Source organism: Streptomyces sp. NPDC015125, from assembly GCF_043080045.1.
Lineage (GTDB): Bacteria > Actinomycetota > Actinomycetes > Streptomycetales > Streptomycetaceae > Streptomyces.
This window is the reverse complement of sequence record NZ_JBIBVF010000005.1, coordinates 353,454-373,978: the sequence shown is the minus strand read 5'-3', so window position 1 is coordinate 373,978 and position 20,525 is coordinate 353,454. Positions and strand designations below refer to the sequence as shown.

Genomic DNA, 20,525 nt, shown 5'->3' with positions numbered 1-20,525 from the left:
CGCTCGGCCACACCACGGCCTCCGAGTGGGACCGCTACGACCACCTCCTGGCCCGCACCGACCCCCTCGGCAACACGATCCGGTACGAGTACGACGCGGCCGGCGACCTCACCGTCATCGAGCGTGCGGACGGCAGCCGGTCCACAGCGGCCTACAACGGACTGCACCTCCCCGTCTCGTCGACGGGCCACGACGGGGTGACCTGGCACCAGGAGTTCGACGAGCGGGGCAACCTGACCGCCGTCATCGGCCCGGAAGGCGTCACGAACCGATTCACCCACCACCCCACCGGAGCGGTCGCCACCAGCACGGACCTGTCAGGGGCGACGGTGACCTACGAGGTCGACGGCGCGGGCCTGCCGGTATCCGTCACCGATGCGTCCGGACGCACCGCCACGGTGGAACGGGACGCGTTCGGCCGTCCCACCACCGTCACCGACCCGCTGGGCGCGATCAGCAGCTCGGCGTGGACCGTCGAGGGGCTTCTCGCGCGGCGCACCGGCCCCGACGGCCGGAGCGAGCAGCTGACCTGGGACGGGGAGGGCAACTGCCTCACCAGGACCGACGCCGCGGGCGGCACCACCCGCTACGAGTACACCCACTTCGACCAGGTGGCTGCCCGGACCACGCCGGACGGCGTCCGTCACGCCTTCGCCTACGACCCCGAGCTCCGCCTCACCCAGGTCACCAACCCACAGGGTCTGACTTGGGACTACACCTACGACCGCGCAGGCAACCTGATCGCGGAGTCCGACTTCGACGACCGCGAGATCTCGTACACCCACGACGCGTCGGGCCGTCTGGTCAGCCGCAGGACGCCGCTGGGCGAGGAGATCGCGTACACGTACGACGCCCTCGGCCGGCTGACGTCCAAGGACGCGGCCGGTGTCCGCACGGAGTACGCCCACGACGCAGCGGGCGCCCTCATCCGCGCGGCCTCCCCCACCTCCGCTCTCGCTTTCGAGCGGGACCTGGTGGGCCGCCTCCTGTCGGAGACGGTCGACGGCCGCACCACCCGTTACGCCTACGACCTCCTGGGACGACGCGTTTCCCGCACGACTCCGACGGGCGCGTTCACCGAGCTCACGTACGACGACGCGGGCAATCGCAGTGCGCTGACGACGGACGGCCGTCGTCTGGAGTTCACCCACGACGCGGCGGGTCATGAACTGACCCGGGTCCTGCGGTCCCACGCCGCGCCGGTGACGATGTCCACCTCGTGGGACATGGCGGGCCGCCCGGTGGCCCACGGCCTCGTGGGCCGGGGCGAGACGCTGCGTGCCCGCAGGTACGCCTACCGTCCCGACAACCACCTGGTCTCCATCACCGACGAGGCGACCGGCACCAGCCGGCAGATGGAACTGGACGCGGTCGGACGCCCGCTGGCGGTCACCGCCGACGGCTGGACCGAGTCCTACGCCTACGATCAGGCGGGCAACCAGACCGAGGCGGACTGGCCGGAGAAGGCCGGCCGCGCGGAGGCCTGCGGCGAACGCACCTACACCGGCACCCGCATCCAGGCCGCGGGCGCGGTCCGCTACGAATACGACGCCGCGGGCCGCATGGTGCTGCGCCAGAAGCGCCGGCTGTCGAGGAAGCCCGACACCTGGCGCTACGGATGGGACGCCGAGGACCGCCTCACCTCATGCGTGACACCGGACGGCACCCGCTGGCACTACACGTACGACCCGATGGGCCGCCGTACCGCCAAGTACCGCATGGCCGAGGACGGTTCGGTGGCCGAGGCCGTCCACTTCACCTGGGACGGCACCAGCCTCGCCGAGCAGACCGACAGCACCACCGGCGTCATCCTCACCTGGAACCACGAGGACCACCGGCCCCTGACACAGCTGGAGCGCAAGCCGAGGACGCAGGAGGAGTACGACTCCCGCTTCTTCGCCATCGTCACCGACCTGGTGGGCACGCCCACCGAGCTCGTCGACGAACAGGGCGACATCGCCTGGCGTTCCCGTACCACCCTCTGGGGCACCACCGCCCGCAACCGGGACGCCACGGCCGTCACCCCGCTCCGCTTCCCCGGCCAGTACGAGGACCCCGAAACCGGCCTCTACTACAACTACTTCCGCCACTACGACCCCGAGACGGGACGCTACGCGTCACCGGACCCGCTGGGGCTGGAACCGGCGCCCAACCCCGTCGCCTACGTCGACAACCCCCATACGGCGACCGACTTCCTGGGCTTGGCGCCCGACTGTCACGTGGATCTGTTCCACGGGACCAACAAGAATGCCGCCGCGAATATCCGACGGGATGGCGTCAACACCAGTTTCAGCACTCGCCCCATGGACTTCGGGAACGGTTTCTACACCACGCGGGACTTCACGCAAGCATCGACTTGGGCAGCCAAGAACGGCAAAAATGCCGAGGTTCTCCACTTCCGTGTCCCGCGGGCGGAGTTCGATTCCCTCAATTCGAAGACGTTCAAGGGCCCGAGCGGGGCGCTCGATGATTTCGTCTACTACTACCGCGGTGGCGGAAAGGACCTGCCCCACCAAATGGTGGAGGGACCGATGCTGGCAAATCCCAAGGCTTTCATGAACTGGGAAAACGGGAAGTGGTTCGGGAACCAGGTGGTGTTCTTCGGGAAGGACGCTGGGGAGCTCCTCACCAGGAGCCTCCAGTGAGAAGGGGTGCCGTATGAGTAAATTCTTGGCGAACGCATCGGACGAGGTGCTGGAGCTGCTGGACGAAGTCGCCGACGAGATGGTCTCCCTGTTCTCCATCTCGGAGGCGGAGGCCGTGGCGCGTATCAACGCCCAGTGGCCGGAGCAGCAGTTCCTGGAAGAGAGCGACATCATCCTGCACGAAGACGCCTACTACTGGGCTCTCTTCATCTACTACGACGGAGAAGTGCCCGACTGGGACCCTTCTGCGGACCGTTCTGCATGGGTACCTGCCCCCAAGCCTCAAGCAGGAACCGAGCACTGGACTCTTGGCTGATTCCATGACCGGCGTGGGGGACGGCCGGACCGTCGCGGACGGGCCTGCCCGCCCGGGTAGTGGCTGACGACTGGTTGCACCCGCCCGCCCCTCGGAGACCTCAAGGAAGCCCCTCTCACCAGCGGAAACGCTGGCGAAAGGGGCTTTCCCGTGTGTCACGCAACCCCGCCCGACCTCAGCTCCCGGCTGGCGGAAGCACCGTCTCCGGCACCCGCACCGTACGCAGCACCCCGTCCCCCAGGTGCAGGATGGCCCGCTCCGGGCGGGTGGCGCCCAGGCGGCTGCGGGGGGACCTTGACGCCGTTCAGCTCACCGTCGCTCACGTTCTGCGGCTTCAGCAGCAGTCCGCACCGGTTGCGGCGGGCCTCGGTGTGCCAGCCGGAGAAGGCGGAGAAGCCGGAGGAGAGGCGGTCGGTCTGGCCGGCGATCACCAGCCGCGGCCGGTCTCGGCGCCGGACTTGGCGCTTGTCCCGTAAATGATCTCCAGTCGCCGCTCGCTCCTGCGCCTTGGTAGGACCAAGGTGGTCGATGATGCGGTCGGCGGCCGACTTCGAGATCCCGAACGGCGGCGCCAGCTGCCGCAGCGTCAGGGTGGTGTGTCAGTAGACGGTGACCAGGAGTACTCGATTTTCCAGTGGCAGGCTTCACGGTCGTCCCCGCCGCACCTCGTCCACGCCATCGCGCCGCAGTGTGGTCAGAAGTCTGCCGAAACAGCGCGGGCTCAGCCCAGTGAACGGGGATCCAAGACGGCTCGGACGCCGTGATCACACCAGCACACGAAGATCATCCCAGTGCTGCCCAGTGCTGCCCGGTGCTGGCAGGCAGGATCAGGCTGCGGCATCCCCGTGATCACCGGACACGAAGGCCAGGATGTGAGGGACTGCCTCGCGCAGACTGACGAAGTGGCGATGCACGCCCTCCACCGCAACAGCCGCGTTCACGCCCCACACCATCATTCCGGCACGCAGCCCGGCCTGCACTCCGGAGGGAGCATCCTCAATGACCAGGCACTCTTCCGGCTCGGCACCCAGCTGCGCAGCGGCCTGCAGATACGGAACGGGAGAGGGCTTTCCCTCCTCTACCGCGGCCGCGTCCACGATGACGCCCGGCACTGGCAAACCCGTCCGCACGAAACGGCCGCGCACCCGGTGCTCGTAGTTCGAGGTCACCAGTGCCCATGCCTCGGACGGAAGGCCGTGCAGCAGCTCCGACGCACCGTCGAAGGCCGCGTAGACGCCGGAACGGACATCCTCGTCCTCCAGCTCGTGCAACGTGGCCAGGCACTCGTGCGGATCGTGGTCCGCAGCAACCTGCGCGAACGTCTCCATCGGCCGCGTCCGCAGCGCCACCCGGTAGACCTCCTCCGCAACGAGTCCGTACCGCTCCGCCCAGGTTCCCCAGACCCGGCGCTGGTTGCTCACCGCGTCGATCAACGTGCCATCGACGTCGAACAAGACGTACTTACCGCGCAGTTCACCGCTCATGCATCGATCATGCCAGCCCGCAGGTAGGCATAGCGGGACAATCCTTGGTCGGGTAGCCGGGTCACGTTGCCGTGACCCGGCTACCCGACTTAGGCAGAGCCTGATGGCCCGTGTGACTGGGCAGTGATCATGTCGTTCTGGCCTGCGTGAGGCGGGGCGATCTGTCGGATACAGAGTGGACTCGGTTGGAACCACACCTGCCGAAGAACGGGGGGCGGGGCGGGCGTTGGAAGAGTCACCGCAGGGTGCTCCACGGCCTTCTCTTCCATCAGCGGACCGGTGTCCCCTGGCGAGACCTGCCGCCGCGGTTCGGAAAGTGGAAGACGGTGTATGACCGGCATCGCCGCTGGTCGGCGGACGGCACATGGGAACGGATTCTGCAGGCTCTCCAGGCCGATGCTGACGCGGAGGGCCGGATCGACTGGAGCATGGTCATTGTGGACTCGACCTCGTGCAGAGCCCACCAGCACGCCTAGGGCGCCCGCAGGACCGCACCGCGCGTTCCGGGCCGGCATGGTCGGCCTGCTCAGCACCGCCCCGACGAGGCGCTGGGACGTTCCCGACGCGGACTCACCTGCAAGATCCATCTGGTCAGTGAAGGAAGACTCCGCCCCCTCGCGTTCCTGATTACGCCGGGCCAGTGGGGCGATTCCGACAGCTCACCCCAGTCCTGGAACGCGTCCGCGTTCCGCGGCTGAGCGGCGGATGCCCTCGCACCCGTCCCGACCACTTGGGCGGCGACAAGGCATACCGTTCCCGCCGGAACCGTCGCTACCTGCGGCGACGCCAGATCAAGCACACCTTCCCGGAGCCGAAGGACCAGCGGGCCAACCGTCGATGCCGAGGCAGCAACGGCGGTCGCCCGACCGCTTTCGACAAGGACAGACACAGGCGCCGCAATGAAGTTGAGCGGACGATCAACGCCCTGAAGACGTTTCGGGCGGTAGCTACCAGGTACGACAAGCGGGTCTACGTCTTCCACGGAACCGTCACCACCGCAGCCATACGGCTCCGGCTCCGAGCCTGAGCCCGGGGCATACGAGCTATCGAGCAGGGTTCCCGGGTCCGACGACGCATCCGCAGAGTCCACTTGATCGACTGGCTTAGGGTTCCTGCATGACGACCACACTCTGTCTGCGGGAGATCACCCCCGCCAACTTCGACGCAGCGATCGGTCTGCGGGTTCGTCCGGATCAGGAGCACTTGGTCGCGCCGGTCGTGAAATCTCTGGCCGAGGCATATGTCTATCCCGGCATAGCTTGGCCCCGCCTCATCCTTGACGGTGACCGTCCCGTCGGTTTCCTCATGGCTTTCTTCGACATCGACTGGAGGGGCGACGGCACAGGCACCGACATCCGTTCCGGTCTCTGGCGGCTCAACATCGCAGATGGTGAGCAGGGTCGAGGTTACGGTCGCTTCGCGGTCGAGTCCGTTGCTGCTGAAATCCGCCGTCGCGGCGGCACCCGCCTGACCACCACTTGGCATCCGGGCACGGGCGGCCCCGAGGGCTTCTACCTCGGGCTCGGATTCCGCCTGACGGGTGAGACCAGCGGAGGCCAAACAGTTGGCGAGCTGGACTTGCGCTAGGACTCGACCTATCGGACGGGCCTAGGCGGTGTTTCTCGGATCTCCGGACGTGGGTGGGGTGTTGGGGTCAGGCTGGTTCCATGGGTCGTGGGGATTTAACGAATGCGGAGTGGCATCGACTGGAGTCGTTCTTGCCTCGTGGTGGTGCGCGTGGGGGTCGGTGGAGTGATCATCGGCGGGTGATTAACGGGGTGCTGTACCGGGTGCGGACGGGTGTGCAGTGGCGGGATCTTCCCGAGCGGTTCGGGCCGTGGGAGACGGTTTACAAACGTCATCGCCGCTGGTCAGCGGACGGCACGTGGGAGAGGCTGCTGTCCCTTGTCCAGGCTGCCGAGGACGCTGAGGGCCGAATCGACTGGGACGTGTCAGTGGACTCCACCGCGGTGCGGGCTCACCAGCACGCCGCCGGCGCGCGGAAGGTGCCCCCGGCCGCGGTTCCTCAAAAGGGGGCCGGGCAGGGGATGAACCGGGTCGAACCGGTGCTGCGGAAACTGGTCGTCCGATTGGAGGAGGTGATCAGATCGGCTGCCTGGGACGCTCCCGCGGCGGCTTCACCACCAAAATCCACCTCGCCGCCGAGGGACGATGCCGGCCCCCCTCGGGCTCGTTCTGACACCCGGGCACTACGGTGACGGCCCCCAGCTCGAGCGGGTGCTGGAGCAGGTTTCCGTGCCCCGCACCGGAGTCGGACGGCCCCGCAGCCGACCCGACCACCTCCTGGCGGACAAGGCCTACACCTCCCGCAAGAACCGCCGTTACCTGCGCCGACGCGGAATCCGGCACACCATCCCCGAACGCCTCGACCAGCAACGACACCGGCACAACCGCGGCCCGACGGCGGCCGGCCCACCGGATTCGACAGCGAACGCTACAAGAAACGCAACACCGTCGAGCGAGCCATCAACCGCCTCAAGGACTTCCGGGCCGTCGCCACCCGCTACGAGAAACGCGCCTACGTCTACCTCGGAACCATCACGGTCGCGACCCTCATGATCTGGCTCCGAACATGATCCGAGAAACAGTGCCTAGGTGAGGTCGATGACGGCCCATTCGTAGAACCGCTGCCCCTTCGCGCCGGGACCGGCCGAGAGCTTCTGACGTACGGATTCGCCCTCCGGCGCGGGAACTTCAAAAAGATGGACGACGGTGTCGTCTACACCCAGGTCGCCGAGGGCGCGGCCTGCGCCCTCGGCGTGGCGGCCACCACCGACGGCCGCATTCCCGAACTCAAGCTGAAGGTGCTGGAGGACGACCGGCACTTCTTCCCCAACTACAACGCGGCACCCGAGATGAACAGCGCCACACTGAGGAAGTACCCCGCCATCGCCGACCTCCTCGCCCCGATCACCAAGCGGCTTACGGGGGCGGAGGCCCAGCGGCTGAACGCGCGGGTGGACGTGGACGGGGAGGACCCGCACGAGGTGGCGAAGGACTGGCTGGTGCGGGAGGGCTTCATCCGGGAAGGCTGACAGACGGATTCGCTCGAGCGTCCGGCGAGCAGGAGGAGAGCGCCCTGCCGCTCGCGTAGACGCTGCCGTTCGGAGGGCCGGGACACCATGATCCGAACGACGCGCCCGCACCCACCATGATGAGTACGACACCGAGCCATAACAGCGTCTGCGCCGCGACGGACTCGGAACCGCCCGCCGCCCGCCGGGAACTCGCCAGCAGACTCGGTACGGCCAGCGTGGTGGACGGCACGGCCAAGGCGAGCGCGGCCTTCGAGTCCGCCCTGGCCGTTGCATCCGCGACGGCTGACTGGATCTTCCACGCTGTTTCGGTCGCCTCAGTCGGCACGGCGACATCCCCCCAGGCGTAGCGAGGTCTACAAGCTCCTGACCGCGGTGGTTGTCCCGCGGCCGATCGCTTGGGTGTCCACCATGTCCCACGACGGCACGGCCAACCTGGCCCCTGCGATTTTCGGAGGAAAGTGGTATCGGTCCGGAGGACGTTAGTCCAGGTCAGAGTGCTCCGGCAATGGCTGGCGTCGGAGTTGAAGCGCTGGCACCGGTCGTGAATTGCTCTCGGGCTCCTCTTCTCTGCCTGGCTCCGAGAATGGCCTGCCCACGAGCCAGTGGGACGCAAATGGTGCCCCTGTTGTGGTCGACTGAGCAGTCGTTCGCTCGTATTAGAGCAGGCAACGCCGGGTCTTCGAGTGCGTCGTGGCCAGCACGTGGGCCGTCCTGCGGCCACCTTCTTCGGTGAGGAGCTCACCAGCAGGTTCTTCGTCCGGTGGTGCGCGGACCATGACTCTTGTCGACGTGCCTGGGGACGTCGCCGAGATGATCGGGGCTGTCTATGCCGAACTGTATGAACTGGCCGACGACGCCCTCGTCGATGATCACGAGCGGGCCAGTAGCGAAACCGCCCAAGCAGCCGCAGCGGACGCCGTGGCAATTCCGGGCCCGGACAACGTCACTGATCTGTACCTCGTCACGGACCGCGAGATCGCCCCGGACCAGGTGACAACACGCCTGGGAGCTGATGCCACGCGAATACTGCCGATCTATTGCACGCCCGATGGGAAACGGTGGATCGATCCAGCGTGCTCACACCCGCTTCCCTTGCCTGCGACCGGGCGCAAGCGCCTCGATCGCGAGACGGCCGCTGCCCTGGTGCGCCTGACCGTCAAGGCTCCCGCCTCCTATATTCCTCACCACGCCGAGGAAACGTACGTCCCGTGACGGCGGTACGTCGAACACCGGCTGCAGGGGTTCTGCCTACCATCACCAGCTTCTGCTGCGGCGCCTTACCCGAGCCGAACCAGTTCCCCGCTCCCCGGTTCCTGGCTCAGACGTAGACGTAGGCGCTGGTGAGCGTGCTCGTACCGGAGTCGGTGGTGACGGTGATGTCCACCGTTCCGGCGGCCGGGTTCGGGGGGACGACGACGGTCAGGACGGTGTCGGACTGGACGCTGTACTGGACGAGCGCATTGTTGAACTTGACCCGGCTGGTTGTCGACAGGTTCAGGCCGTAGAGGTTGATGACGTTCCCGCCGGCGACCGGTCCGGTGTTCGGGCTCACGGCGCTGAGCAAGGGCGGATCGATGTACGCGTAGGTGATGGTTTGAGGGGTGTTACCGCCAGCCGTGGTGACGATGACGGGAACCAGGCCGGGCGCGGCGGCGGGTGGGACGGTGACGGTGATCAGCTGGTCGCTGACCACGGTGGGCACAGCGGGCACCGAGCCGAACCGCACCTGCGTGGCGGTGCTGAACCTGTTCCCCTCGATGCTGATGATGTTCCTGCCGGCGGTCGGGCCGGCTTCCGGGGCCAGGCTGTCCAGCTCGCCGCTCGGAGAGTAGACGTACGGTTTGGGATTGCTGGTGCCTCCCGGAGTGGTGACGGTGAGCTGGGCGACACCGACGCCGGGCGGGGGGACCACGAGAATCTGGCTGGGCGTGTTGGCCATGATGGTGCCGGGCACCTGCCCGAATTTCACCGCGGTGGCAGCGGTCAGGTTGGTGCCGGTGACGGTCACGATGTTGCCGCCGGCCTCCGGCCCCGCCGGGGGACTGATCATGTTGATGAGCGCGAGGACGGTGACGGTGTTCGCGCCGTTGTTGGACACGTACGCGGTCAGCCCGCTGGCCGCGACACCGACGCCGGTCGGCTGATGGCCGACAGCGACGGTGCTGCTCACCGTGTTGGTGGTGGTGTCGATATAGCTGACTGTGTCGGAGCCATTGTTCGCCACGTAGACGTGGCTGTTGTCCGGGGTGACCGTCACGCCCCATGGCGCGGTGCCCACGGGGATGGTGGCGACGATTGTCCGGCTGACGGTGTCGATGACGCTGACGGTGTTCGCGGTGCTGTTTGCCACGTACAGGTACCGGCTGTCGCTGGTGACCGCTGCGCCATAGGGAGCCGACAGGCCGGCGATGGTCGCCACGACCGTGTTGGTGACCGTGCTGATCACGCTGAGCGAGTTCCCGCCCTGGTTGGTCACATACACCTCCAGGTCGTTGGGGGCGGCTACGACCCATGTGGGCTGGCCCCCGACCGGGATGGTCGCGACGACGGCGCGGGTGACGGTGCTGATGACACTGAGGGTGTTCGAGTTCTGGTTGGCGACGTAGGCGAACAGGCCGTCGGGGCTCACCTGGATACCGAAGGGGCTTTTCCCCACCCCGATCGTGTTGGTGACCGCAAAGAGATTGCGCTGCACCACACTGACAGTGTTCCCGCCACTGTTGGCCACGTAGAGGTAGACATTGTCCGGGGTGAGCGAGACCCCTGCGGGGGCGGTCAACGGGGCCGCGGGGGTGGAGATCGTGAGCGTTCCGGTGTCGAGAATGCTGACGGTCCCCGAGGCGTTACTGGCCGCGTAAGCGAGCGGCGGCCCCAGAGGGCTGGTCGCCAATCCCAGCGGCTTGGTCCCCGCCGGGAGTGTCGCGATTACTTGCGGGGACGGGGCGACGAGAGTTGCCGAGGCGGCGTGAATGGATGGTCTTGGGGGCGTGGTTGTTTCGTGTGCCTTCATCATGCACCCATTTCCTGAGCAGGATGTAGCGGGAGATTGCTCGTCTGTCGAGGTCCGGATACTCGACGCGTAGCGGAGAGATGTTGCGAGGAGCGGCCTTTGAAGGCGAGCCCGCCTACGTCGAATTCCCCGGCCTGAAGCAGTAAACCGAAGAAGTGGGCACACTGACAGGCGGATTGGAGGCACTTCACACCGTATGAAAAACGCCCTGTACTTCCTTCTGCGCTCCTTGAACTCGATATCACCACCGCCGCACCCACTGCCCCCTTCGACTTGCGACGGAGGGAGGGACGTAAGCCGGACAGCCCTGTGCCGACCGGCGATGACGACCCTGCGGGCTCGGTGGGCTGATGACATGCGCGCCGTGGACGGGGTGCGGAGAGCTTGCTCGCGGCGATTCTCGCGCAGACACCTGAGCCCCTGAAAGGGATCGTGAAGTCATTGGCCTTGACCAGTGGCGCCCCGCGGCCGCTGCGGCTTGGCCGGCAGCCTCAAACTCGACAACTACGTGTCGGTGGCCTGCGTCGAGGACCAGCTCCTGCCGCGGTACGGGAAGCCATATGGAGACTGATGATCCTCGCCGATGGCTTCTCCTACCGTACAACTCGAGCAACTTGGGGAACAGCCGCGGCACCTGGCGGAGGTATTGGTGAGGCGCTTGGGGGGCGAAGGGAGCCGGGAAAGTCGCATGCCGGAAGGGCCGGGAAGGGCACCGAGCTTCCCGACTCGTAATAAGGTAATCATATTCACCACGTATGCTTCATGGAGTGTGAACTCACTCCTTCCCTTCGCACGGGCAGGATCAGTTCAATCGATTGAGGCCGCTTCGCAATCGCTCGCGCTCCGCCTCCATCTGACGGCCTGTTGTCTCGCGGTACCGACGGGGCTGGCTGCTTTGCACAGGTCAGCTGACCTGCGCGCGAACTGATCACCCACGAAGGAAAGAAGGCTGTGGCATGTCTGCCAACATCACCGCTCTCCACCCGAGTACCGGACCAGCCGCGGGCGGCAATACCGTTGCCATCGCTGGCTGCGGGCTCGCCGCTACCAGCGCTGTCACCTTTGGCGCCGCTTCGGCCCCAAGCTTCACCGTCACCTCCGATGCCTTGATCACGGCGGTTGCGCCGCCCGGAAGTGGAAGCGTTCGGGTGAGCGTTGTCACTGCCGGAGGCTCCAGCAACAGCCTCACATACTCCTACGCCGGATCAGCTGAATCACCGGTCCTCGAGGCGATTGCGCCGCAGGCGGGTGATCCGGCCGGTGGCAGCGACATCATCGCTGTGGGCTCCGGTTTCACCGGTGCGACGGCGGTGGACTTCGGTGGTACCGCGGCGGCCGGTTTCACGGTTGCCGACGACACCATCATCGGGATCATCACTCCGCCCGGGACCGGGACGGTGCCGGTGAGGGTCACCACGCCCGGTGGTACCAGCAATGGTGTGTCGTTCACCTACAGCGCCTCACTGCCGCCCAAGCTCGTGGCAGTGACGCCGCAGAGCGCCCGCACCGGCGACACCGTCGTCATCTTCGGCTGCAAGGTCAACCGCGCGAGGAGTGTCGCCTTCGGTGGCCACCCGGCGGAAAGTTTCACCGTCCTGTCCGACAACGTCATCCTCGCTGTCGTCCCATCCGGAACCGGAACGGTGCCCGTCACCGTCACCACCCCCGCCGGCACCAGCAACCCCGTGCGCTTCACCTACGTCTCGGCACCGGTCATCACGGCGATTGCGCCGCAGGCGGGTGATCCGGCCGGTGGCAGCGACATCATCGCTGTGGGCTCCGGTTTCACCGGTGCGACGGCGGTGGACTTCGGTGGTACCGCGGCGGCCGGTTTCACGGTTGCCGACGACACCATCATCGGGATCATCACTCCGCCCGGGACCGGGACGGTGCCGGTGAGGGTCACCACGCCCGGTGGTACCAGCAATGGTGTGTCGTTCACCTACAGCGCCTCACTGCCGCCCAAGCTCGTGGCAGTGACGCCGAGTCGTGGCCGTCCCGGCCGCACCATCGTCATCTTCGGCTGCAAGGTCAACCGCGCGAGGAGCGTCGCCTTCGGTGGCCACCCGGCGGAAAGTTTCACCGTCCTGTCCGACAACGTCATCCTCGCTGTCGTCCCATCCGGAACCGGAACGGTGCCCGTCACCGTCACCACCCCCGCCGGCACCAGCAACCCCGTGCGCTTCACCTACATCTGATGGTGAATCCCAATGAGCGGTGTTCGGGCGGATGTTCCGAAATCCGCGGCGGTCCCTGGCAGGGGTGAGCCGACCGGGCTCGGCAGTCATGCAAGTCGCTCCGGAACTGCGACAACACGACCAGGCATTCGACACGGATGGCGTCGTCCAGCAGACTCACCTTCACGGCCTCGTGGTGGATCAATTGCGTCTAGACAGCGCACACGATCACCCCGAGGCCGCTCTGCTGTCCTCAGAACACCGCAACCCGCGACCGAACGGCAGCCCCGCCACGGGCAGAGGTTAAAGATCAACCTTAGATCGTGTCCTGTGTGGTGAGGCGGACGTATCGCCTTAGCAGCAGATAGCGGCGGCGAGTCCGAGAAAGGCCAGGTAGTTGCGGTGGTCGCGTGGGCGCGGCGGCAAGCTTCGGGTTTGCGGTGATCGTGGCCTGTACGGCGGCGGTGTCGGTCGGGCCGATGTCAGCGAGCGACGTGGCGAACGCGCGGGAGTGGGGCAGGGCCTCGGCATCGGCGCCGGCGTCCGGCGCAGTGCGGTACGGCGAGTTCGACGGCGGTCTGTCGGGCCCGCGCCTGCGAGGCGGTCAGCTGCGCGGTCAGCTGCGCGGGGTCGGCTTCCTGGCCGTCCGGGATGATGCCGAGGGCGCGCCCGATGTCCTGGGCGAGCTGAGTGCGGGCCTCGTCGGCGGCGCGCTGCTTGGCCGTGACCCTGCTCCTACCGGCCTCGGCGCGGGCGGCGGCGAGTTCGGTTTCGAGTCGGGTGATGGTCGCGGCAGCGCCTCGCCCTGTGCCGAGGCGGGCGGCGTCGGCGTCGGCGCGGTTCCGGTCGGGGCCTGCCAGGTCGGCGTCGTGGCGGGGTCGCTCTGCGGCGCGGCGGCGGGGTGCTGCTCGTCGAGGTGCCGCTCATGGGTGCACTCCTGGTGCGGTGGCGCCTGCTCCTGGCGGGCGCGTGCGAGCATGCGAAAGGGGCCCGCTTCTGGCGGGCCCCGTGGGGGTGGTGCTGTCGGTGGCGTGTGCAGTTCTAGAGGCCAAGCCTTCTCAAGAATCCAGAGATCGTGGTGCAGGCATCGGCAATGGCATGGAAAACCCCGGCGATATTGTCTAGGAGATCTGACAGCTTGATGGCGAGCGCGGGGCCGCCGGCGTAGACGAACTCCACTCCGTTGCTGATCCCACCGGGCGCGGTGACGGTTACGAGGACGGATCCCGTGCCCGGGGGAGCGACGGCGACGATCTGCGTGGCGCTGACGACGCTCCAGCTCGTCGCGGGAACCGATCCGAACTGCACGTCGGTCGCATCGGTGAAGCCGGTCCCGGAGATGGCCACCGTTGCGCCTCCACCGCCGGAGGAGGGGGCGACTGATGTGATCACCGGAGCGGAGATGTAGGTGTACGACGGGGTGGCCACGATCGTGCCTGACGGGGTTGTGACAGTGACCTGCACCGTACCCGTACCTGCGGGTGCGACCGCGGTCAGCTGCGTTGGGCTGATCACGCTGAGAGAAGTGGCCGCAGGGGACCCGAAGTGCACTGATGTCGCACCGGTGAGTCCGGTACCTGTGATGAGTACCGTGTTCCCGCCGGAAGCCGGGCCGCTGGATGGGTTGACGATCGCCATGAGGACCCCCTGTGCGCAGGAAATTGACGCGATGTACTCGACTGTAAACACGTCCCGAACAGGGTGAATAGAGCGCATATCCTGTCTCGCCCAGCGCACGGAATCAAAATACTCTCAAATTACTTTCTTCATGAGCGCCCGCATGATTCAGGTCGCGCCGGAGCATCATTGCATTCCCCTCTCGCAACCAGCCAGTGACCAGAGCTAAATGCGCAGGCCCGCGATGTCGGCGGGGCATTGAAGCGGTCGAAGATGTGCTCCCCGCGAGGCTGCGGCTGTCAGGTGAGCAGGCTGGTGAGGATCCGGCGGAGAGTTTCTGACAGGGGGGCGCCGTCTGCGGGGGTGGGATGGAGAGCGGCGAGGTGCGGGTGGTTGCCCTGGGCGGCGACATGCGCGACGTAGCGGGCGCTGCGGAGTGTGTCGACGGGGGAGTCCTCTGATCGTGCCGTTGCGGCGACCACGGCGTTGAGGATGCCGAGCGCGACCAGTTTTTCCGCGTCGGTTGCGGGGTGGTCGGCGAGCGCGGCGAAGAAGTGCTCGCCGACGTCGATGCCGTTGGGGCCGACCACGGGCCTGGTGAGGGCGAGTTCGGTGAGCCAGGGATGGCGACGGTAGATCTCGCGGGCCTGTAGTCCGAGGCCCACCAGGTCGGCCAGCCAGTCTCCGGAGGGTTTGCCGAGGTCGTACTCGTTGCAGACGTGGTCGGCCATCAGGTCGAGGAGGTCGCCATGGTTGTCGACGTACCGGTAGAGCGAGCCGGCCCCCGTACCCAACTCTGCGGCGACGTTGCGCATGGAGACTCCGTCGAGTCCGTCCCGGTCGGCGACTCGAACGGCGGCCTCGGTGATCTCGACGCGTGTGCGACCGGCCGGGCGTCCGGTCCCTGACTTGCTCGGCCGCATCCAGATGAGATCCGACTCCATGGCGCCTCCGTGTGCCTCTCCTTTGCGAACAGTGTATGCGTTGCACTACGTTCGAGAACGCTGTTAGCGAACACTGAGTGCGAAGTCAGTCCGGCAGGACGATCTGGAGGCACGATGAAGGTTCTGATCCTGAGCCCCGGCACCCGAGGAGACGTCGCGCCCGCAACCGGGCTGGGGGCGGCGTTCGTCGCCGACGGACACCAGGCCACCATCGTGGCCAACATCGAGTACGAGCCGCTCGTGACCGCGGCCGGCTGCACGCTCGCGCCCATCACCACACCGCTCGGACCGGAGGGCGACGAAAGCGGCGACGCCCCCTCAGGAGCACGCGCCCACCTCGCAGCACTGCGGAATTACATGGACCAGGCCGCCACCGCAGCGTTGGACGCCGCACCCGGCGCGGAAGCCGTGCTCACCAACGCGATCTCCCCCTACGGGCACGACATCGCAGAAGCTCTCGGCGTGCCCTCCGTCGACGCTCTCCTGCAACCGTGGCAGCCCAGCGCTGCTTATCCGCCCGTGATCTTCAGCCAACGCAGCCTCGGCCGGACCGGCAACCGGCTCGCCGGGCGCATTGCGCAGCAGGTACCGACGCCCTACGACCCGGCCTGCGCACGGATACGTTCCAAGCTCGGGCTGCCTCCCCGGACCCGTCGTGCCACACAGCGCCGACGGCGCGCCCAGGGACACCCTGTCCACCACGGCATCAGCCCCGCCGTGCTGCCCCGACCGGCGGACTGGCCCGCTCACTTGACACTCGACGGCTTCTGGCAGTCCCCCACTCCCGAGGACTGGAGCCCGCCAGCCGAGCTCTGTGAATTCCTCGACGCCGGCCCCGCACCCGTCGTCATCACCCTCGGCAGCATCTCGCCCAACTCGGCCGCGCTGCAGGCGGTGGAAGAGGCCCTGCAATCAATTAAGGAACGCGCAATCGTGCAGGGCGGCCCGCAACTGCGCTCGATCGTCGACCGACTGGAGCGCCCCGACGTGATCCATGTCGGGGATGTGCCGCACCTCTGGCTGCTGCCCCGCGCCGCCGCGGTTGTCCATCACGCGGGAGCGGGGATCACCGCAACGGCTTTGCAGGCCGCGATCCCCTCCGTCCCGCTGCCCATGCACACCGACCAGCCCTTCTGGGCGCGCCGTCTGGCCGCCCTCGGCGCGGCCACAGACCCGATACCGATCAAAGGGGTCGACGGGCCCCTCCTCGCAGCCGCAATCACCCACGCAAGTGCGAACCAGCGACTGCGTGATGGCGCCCGGGCCGTCCGACAAACGATGCACGCTGAGGCCGGCACCCAGCCTCTGCGAGAGTGGCTCCGCCGAGCTGCGGGCTAAGGATTACCCCCGCACCGCTGACGGCTCGTGAAACGATCTTGCCGTGACTGGCGTGATCGCGGCGTTGGAGCCGTCCTGGATAGACCCCTTTACCGGCTTGAGCCCGCGCGTCTTCGGCAGGCTGCTGACCATCCTGCGGCGCGGGGGTGCCGACCTTCCACGTCCAGGACGGCCTTGATCGTTGCCGCTTCAGGACCGAGTCCTGCTGGTTGCTGCCTATGGCGCATCGACCTGACTCTGCATCAACTCGCCCCGCTGTTCGGCTTCTCCGAGTCGGCCGCCGTCCGGATCATCGACCACACCGCCCCACTACTCGCTTTCAACAGCGCCAGCGGTTTCGCAAGGACGATGTCCTGATCGTGGACGGCATCCTGATCCCCACCCGCGAGAGCTAATGGGAAAGTGCAGCAGTCGCGGTCTGTCGAAATTCCTCCAGGGAGAACGGCCTGCGCCATTCGGGTGGCTCGCTGCCGGCGCCATTGCTGGCATGCGAGTCAATCGGCTTAGCTGGGGAGAGCCAAGCGGGCCACGTGCCCACCCCACGGGGTGTGGCGACCGTTGAATGCCTGTCGCCTAGTCACACGCCAGGTGCCAACGCGAAGACGTCGCAATTTGGGGTCTTTCTGGGCGTGGAGGCTTGGTTCGATCAGCCGGTACAAAGGTGAAGGGTGCCGGCTGATCGACACCTCTTCCTCTCTCGCAGAGCCCCCGCGGCGTGGCAGGGCACCGCTGACAACCGGTCCACCGCCCCTCTCAAGAGTGGTAAATGGCGGGTAGCCGTCGCCATTGGCCCCCGTCCAACGCGCCGTTGGTCTGGAGGTGCGGCACCCGACCTCCTTCCCCCGAGGTGAGCTGGACCATCAAGCCGACTTCTGGCACCTGGTCCGCGACCGACTCGGGGCCGGTCTCGTTTGTGGTGATGGGGGAAAGGGCCGGGGAGACGGTCGGGCCGGGTGGGAGACGTGCCGGGAGTTGATTCCGGCGGGGAGTGTGTTCGCATTCCTGGCCGAGCACCGCGGCGAGCTGTTCCCGGCGGTGATGTTCACGGACCTGTACCCGTCGGTGAACGGCCGCCCGAGCATGCCGCCGCAGACCCTGGCTGCGGCGGTCACCCTGCAGGCCCGGCACAGGCTGTCGGACTTCGAGACCGTCCAGGAACTGCGGTGCGACCTGCGGTGGAAGGCCACGTGCGGGCTCGGATTGCACGACACCGCGTTCGAACCGTCGCTGCTGGCCCACTTCCGCCGCCGGCTGGCCCGCTCCGTCCGACCGGAGGCCCGCGACGACTACCGCGCCCAGCGGTGAGGCACCAGGACCCCACCCTCATCTCTGTCGGGCGCTCCCACTCCACCCAGTCGGTCAGCCGGCGGTGCAGGGGTGGTGACGGGTTCGTGGGGCGGCAGACGGGGAACGCAGGCCGGGCCACGTATCACCGCCGACGTTGCGTTTCTCGACCGATGCGAGCTCTGCCATCTGGGTGATTGGCCGTCAAGGGCGTTGCACCTGTGCTCACTCGGGTGGGGTACTGATGTCATCCAATCCGGTGGGCCGCCCATCCTCTCGGGGGAGGGCAGTCGGCCTACCTTTACTGATCCCACTTGAGAGCGTAGGCGGCGGTACAAACCTGGTGCCGCGGCGGGTGTCCTCCCGCGCAGAGGAAGTGAATGCATCATCCCGTGCCGTTCATTGGCATCGGATGGTGTGGCGGCCCACGTCACCTCTTCCTGGGGACGTCATGCAAACTGCCCGTACTTTACGTTCCATCCTCGGTGTCTGCGCCCTGACCGTGGCGCTGACCGCGGGGATGGTCGCAGTCCCGAACACGGCGCAGGCTCAGACGCCTGTGCTGTGCAGCGAGACCTCACTGGTGAACGCGATCACGGCGGCCAACGCGGCCGGCGGCGACACCCTGGCGCTGGCGCCGTTCTGCACCTACCAACTCACCAGCGCGCACGGCAGCAGCCCCACCGGGCCGGTGGGCCTACCACCCATCACCACCTCGATCACCCTGCTGGGGATGGGCGTCACCATCGCCCGTGACCCGGGCGCGCCGGCCTTCCGGGTCCTGCAGGTCCAAGGGGCCGCGAACGTGCCGGGAACCAAGGGCCAGTTGAGCCTGGTCGGAGTCACCGTCCGAGGCGGCAGTGCCGTGCCCCCCTTCCCCGGGGGCGGCATCTCGAATCTCGGTGGCACGGTCTCCCTGCTCACCAGTTCCGTGACCGACAACACTGCTGTTGCCGGTGGCGGGATCTACAACGACAACGGTGCCGTATCGCTGACCGCCAGTTCCGTCACCGGTAACACCGCCACCTCCAGCGGCGGCGGCATCTACGTCAACTCCGGGGGCGTGACCCTGCTGGGCACGGCCGTGAGCGGCAACACCCCCGACAACTGTGCTCCGTCAGGCAGCGTCATCGGCTGCACCTGACGGCCCGGCCGACCCATCGGCCGAATGCTTCACCGGACACCCACATCACCGCGGCGGCGAACACGGCCGTCCGGTCAGGGTTCGCCATTCCCACTCGCACACCACAACGAAGGAGGCAACACCATGCCTATCTCCCCGAACCAGGGATCGACCGGAGGCGGAACCACCGTCACCATCACCGGTACCAACCTCAGCGGCGTCACTTCGGTGCACTTCGGCACCAAGACAGCCGCCATCACGGCCAACACCCCCACATCGGTCACCGTCACCAGCCCGTCGGGCACGGGCACGGTTCCGGTGACCGTGACCACCCCCGGCGGCACCAGCAACCCGCTGTCGTTCTTCTACGTCGGCGCACCGTTCAAGTCCAGCATCGCCCCCGTATCCGGCGTCACCGCGGGCGGCGATACCATCACCATCAACGGCACCGGCCTGACCACCGCCACCGCGGTGCACTTCGGAGCCGCCACCGCAACCCCCACCGTGATCAACGACGGCCAGCTCACCGTCACCGCACCGGCGGGCGCCGCGGCCGGACCGGTGAGCGTCAGTGTCACCACCGCGGGCGGTACCAACAACGGTCTGACCTACACCTACGTCGACGGCCCCACCCTCGGCACGCTGAGCCCCAACTCCGGCCCGGCGTCCGGCGGAACCGGGGTGACCATCCCCGGCACCAACTTCACCACCACCCAGTCGGTCACCTTCGGAGGCACGCCCGCACCGTTCTCCGTCGTCGACGACAGCACCCTCGCCGTCGTCACCCCGCCCGGCACTGCCGGTGCCGTCAACGTCACCGTGACCACCACCGGTGGTAGCGCCACTGCCACCGGTGGCTTCACCTACGTGGCCGGCCCCGGCATCTGACCCACCATCTGACCCACCATCTGAGCCGCTGACGGCCTGGTCATGCCCACCAGCCGTGCGGACATCACGCCCGGACAGGGTGAGCCCTTCCCCTGTCCGGGCCACCTCGCTTCCCTCACGAGCCTCGGCCCGGCGCCTCTCTTCTGCGGCCGGCCGGGGCTCACGTTCTCGAAGGATCACGGCCGTGAATAGCTCAGCACAATCGCCAACCGACCCCGCCGCACAGCCGCTGGCCGCAGCCACGCCCGCCGTCAGCTCCGTCTCACCCACCTCGGGCTCCACCGCAGGTGGTAACCCCGTGACGGTCACGGGCACCGGCTTCACCGGCGCCACCGCAGTCCGCTTCGGCGCCACACCGGCGCCCTCGTTCACCGTCGTCTCCGACACACAGATCACCGCCACCACCCCGCCCGGAACCGGGACCGTGCAGGTCACCGTCACCACGCCCATTGGCATCAGCAATCAGTTCGTCACCTACGCCTACATCACCACGCCCGCGCCGGTTCTCTCCTCGGTGGTCCCTTCGTCGGGTCCGGCGGCCGGGGGCACGACGGTTACGTTGACCGGTACGGGGTTCACGGGTGCGACCGCTGTGCGGTTCGGTGGTGTGTCGGCGTCGTTTGTGGTCAATTCGGCTACG

General features: G+C 67.4%; 15 protein-coding genes and 5 pseudogenes. 15 read left to right on the top strand and 5 right to left on the bottom strand.

The genetic code is table 11. From position 1 onward, the window contains the following. Both ACF088_RS15895 and ACF088_RS15890 read left to right on the top strand, forming a co-directional pair. Positions 1-2,645: RHS repeat-associated core domain-containing protein (locus ACF088_RS15895; RefSeq protein WP_392376344.1), on the top strand; the 2,645-nt coding region annotated here is incomplete at its 5' end. Positions 2,646-2,658: 13 nt separating this feature from the next. Continuing rightward, positions 2,659-2,961, top strand: a complete 303-nt coding sequence (locus ACF088_RS15890) for a hypothetical protein (RefSeq protein WP_392376343.1) — start codon at positions 2,659-2,661, stop codon at positions 2,959-2,961. A gap of 503 nt (positions 2,962-3,464) precedes the next feature. Here ACF088_RS15890 and ACF088_RS15885 read toward each other — a convergent pair. Together ACF088_RS15885 and ACF088_RS15880 are read right to left on the bottom strand one after the other, a co-directional pair. Continuing rightward, positions 3,465-3,729, bottom strand: a pseudogene (locus ACF088_RS15885) (transposase family protein); the annotation flags it as partial. A 59-nt stretch (positions 3,730-3,788) separates the two neighbouring features. After that, the gene (locus ACF088_RS15880; protein WP_392376342.1) at positions 3,789-4,445 is read right to left on the bottom strand and encodes an HAD family hydrolase; all 657 of its coding nucleotides are present in this window, start codon (positions 4,443-4,445) and stop codon (positions 3,789-3,791) included. A gap of 146 nt (positions 4,446-4,591) precedes the next feature. Here ACF088_RS15880 and ACF088_RS15875 point away from each other — a divergent pair. The 6 genes and pseudogenes from ACF088_RS15875 (at position 4,592) to ACF088_RS15850 (ending at position 8,716) form a co-directional block, all read left to right on the top strand. Continuing rightward, a pseudogene (locus ACF088_RS15875) lies at positions 4,592-5,472 on the top strand (IS5 family transposase). A gap of 89 nt (positions 5,473-5,561) precedes the next feature. After that, complete coding sequence (locus ACF088_RS15870) at positions 5,562-6,032, top strand: GNAT family N-acetyltransferase (protein WP_392376341.1); 471 nt, start codon at positions 5,562-5,564, stop codon at positions 6,030-6,032. Between the two features lie 80 nt (positions 6,033-6,112). Next, a pseudogene (locus ACF088_RS15865) lies at positions 6,113-7,042 on the top strand (IS5 family transposase). Between the two features lie 90 nt (positions 7,043-7,132). Next, positions 7,133-7,501 (top strand): annotated as a pseudogene (locus ACF088_RS15860) (glycine betaine ABC transporter substrate-binding protein); the annotation flags it as partial. Positions 7,502-7,620: 119 nt separating this feature from the next. Further along, positions 7,621-7,851, top strand: a complete 231-nt coding sequence (locus tag ACF088_RS15855; RefSeq protein ID WP_392376362.1) for a hypothetical protein — start codon at positions 7,621-7,623, stop codon at positions 7,849-7,851. A 427-nt stretch (positions 7,852-8,278) separates the two neighbouring features. Continuing rightward, positions 8,279-8,716 carry a hypothetical protein gene (locus ACF088_RS15850; RefSeq protein ID WP_392376340.1) on the top strand — a complete coding sequence of 146 codons (438 nt, stop codon included), beginning with the start codon at positions 8,279-8,281 and terminating at the stop codon, positions 8,714-8,716. A gap of 106 nt (positions 8,717-8,822) precedes the next feature. Here the strand turns inward: ACF088_RS15850 and ACF088_RS15845 are convergent, their stop codons facing one another. Then, entirely contained in the window at positions 8,823-10,394 is a 1,572-nt protein-coding gene (locus ACF088_RS15845) for an IPT/TIG domain-containing protein (protein WP_392376339.1), read from the bottom strand. 1,076 nt (positions 10,395-11,470) lie between these two features. On the opposite strand from ACF088_RS15845, the gene ACF088_RS15840 reads away from it, so the two are divergent. Beyond that, positions 11,471-12,712 (top strand): IPT/TIG domain-containing protein, encoded by a 1,242-nt coding sequence (locus tag ACF088_RS15840; protein WP_392376338.1) that lies wholly within the window; start codon positions 11,471-11,473, stop codon positions 12,710-12,712. 1,020 nt (positions 12,713-13,732) lie between these two features. Here the strand turns inward: ACF088_RS15840 and ACF088_RS15835 are convergent. Further along, complete coding sequence (locus tag ACF088_RS15835; RefSeq protein ID WP_392376337.1) at positions 13,733-14,329, bottom strand: IPT/TIG domain-containing protein; 597 nt, start codon at positions 14,327-14,329, stop codon at positions 13,733-13,735. A 278-nt stretch (positions 14,330-14,607) separates the two neighbouring features. Continuing rightward, positions 14,608-15,252 carry a TetR/AcrR family transcriptional regulator gene (locus ACF088_RS15830; protein WP_392376336.1) on the bottom strand — a complete coding sequence of 215 codons (645 nt, stop codon included), beginning with the start codon at positions 15,250-15,252 and terminating at the stop codon, positions 14,608-14,610. A 114-nt stretch (positions 15,253-15,366) separates the two neighbouring features. Here ACF088_RS15830 and ACF088_RS15825 point away from each other — a divergent pair, with 114 nt between their 5' ends. The 6 genes and pseudogenes from ACF088_RS15825 to ACF088_RS15800 form a co-directional block, all read left to right on the top strand. Further along, on the top strand, positions 15,367-16,590 hold the full coding sequence (locus ACF088_RS15825; RefSeq protein WP_392376335.1) for a glycosyltransferase: 1,224 nt from the start codon (positions 15,367-15,369) through the stop codon (positions 16,588-16,590). A gap of 43 nt (positions 16,591-16,633) precedes the next feature. Further along, positions 16,634-16,979 (top strand): annotated as a pseudogene (locus ACF088_RS15820) (transposase family protein); the annotation flags it as partial. Between the two features lie 601 nt (positions 16,980-17,580). Beyond that, the gene (locus ACF088_RS15815) at positions 17,581-17,895 is read left to right on the top strand and encodes a transposase (protein WP_392376334.1); all 315 of its coding nucleotides are present in this window, start codon (positions 17,581-17,583) and stop codon (positions 17,893-17,895) included. 430 nt (positions 17,896-18,325) lie between these two features. Then, entirely contained in the window at positions 18,326-19,018 is a 693-nt protein-coding gene (locus ACF088_RS15810) for a hypothetical protein (RefSeq protein WP_392376333.1), read from the top strand. 123 nt (positions 19,019-19,141) lie between these two features. Beyond that, complete coding sequence (locus tag ACF088_RS15805) at positions 19,142-19,885, top strand: IPT/TIG domain-containing protein (protein ID WP_392376332.1); 744 nt, start codon at positions 19,142-19,144, stop codon at positions 19,883-19,885. Positions 19,886-20,183: 298 nt separating this feature from the next. Then, positions 20,184-20,525, top strand: a 342-nt coding sequence (locus tag ACF088_RS15800; protein WP_392376331.1) for an IPT/TIG domain-containing protein, incomplete at its 3' end; no start/stop codon positions are given.

Coding starts and splice junctions, on each gene's coding strand:
- ACF088_RS15840 (WP_392376338.1), top strand. CDS start 11,471: ATGTCTGCCAACATCACCGCTCTCCACCCGAGTACCGGACCAGCCGCG.
- ACF088_RS15890 (WP_392376343.1), top strand. CDS start 2,659: ATGAGTAAATTCTTGGCGAACGCATCGGACGAGGTGCTGGAGCTGCTG.
- ACF088_RS15825 (WP_392376335.1), top strand. CDS start 15,367: ATGAAGGTTCTGATCCTGAGCCCCGGCACCCGAGGAGACGTCGCGCCC.
- ACF088_RS15835 (WP_392376337.1), bottom strand. CDS start 14,329: ATGGCGATCGTCAACCCATCCAGCGGCCCGGCTTCCGGCGGGAACACG.
- ACF088_RS15830 (WP_392376336.1), bottom strand. CDS start 15,252: ATGGAGTCGGATCTCATCTGGATGCGGCCGAGCAAGTCAGGGACCGGA.
- ACF088_RS15850 (WP_392376340.1), top strand. CDS start 8,279: ATGACTCTTGTCGACGTGCCTGGGGACGTCGCCGAGATGATCGGGGCT.
- ACF088_RS15810 (WP_392376333.1), top strand. CDS start 18,326: ATGCAAACTGCCCGTACTTTACGTTCCATCCTCGGTGTCTGCGCCCTG.
- ACF088_RS15805 (WP_392376332.1), top strand. CDS start 19,142: ATGCCTATCTCCCCGAACCAGGGATCGACCGGAGGCGGAACCACCGTC.
- ACF088_RS15870 (WP_392376341.1), top strand. CDS start 5,562: ATGACGACCACACTCTGTCTGCGGGAGATCACCCCCGCCAACTTCGAC.
- ACF088_RS15880 (WP_392376342.1), bottom strand. CDS start 4,445: ATGAGCGGTGAACTGCGCGGTAAGTACGTCTTGTTCGACGTCGATGGC.
- ACF088_RS15855 (WP_392376362.1), top strand. CDS start 7,621: ATGAGTACGACACCGAGCCATAACAGCGTCTGCGCCGCGACGGACTCG.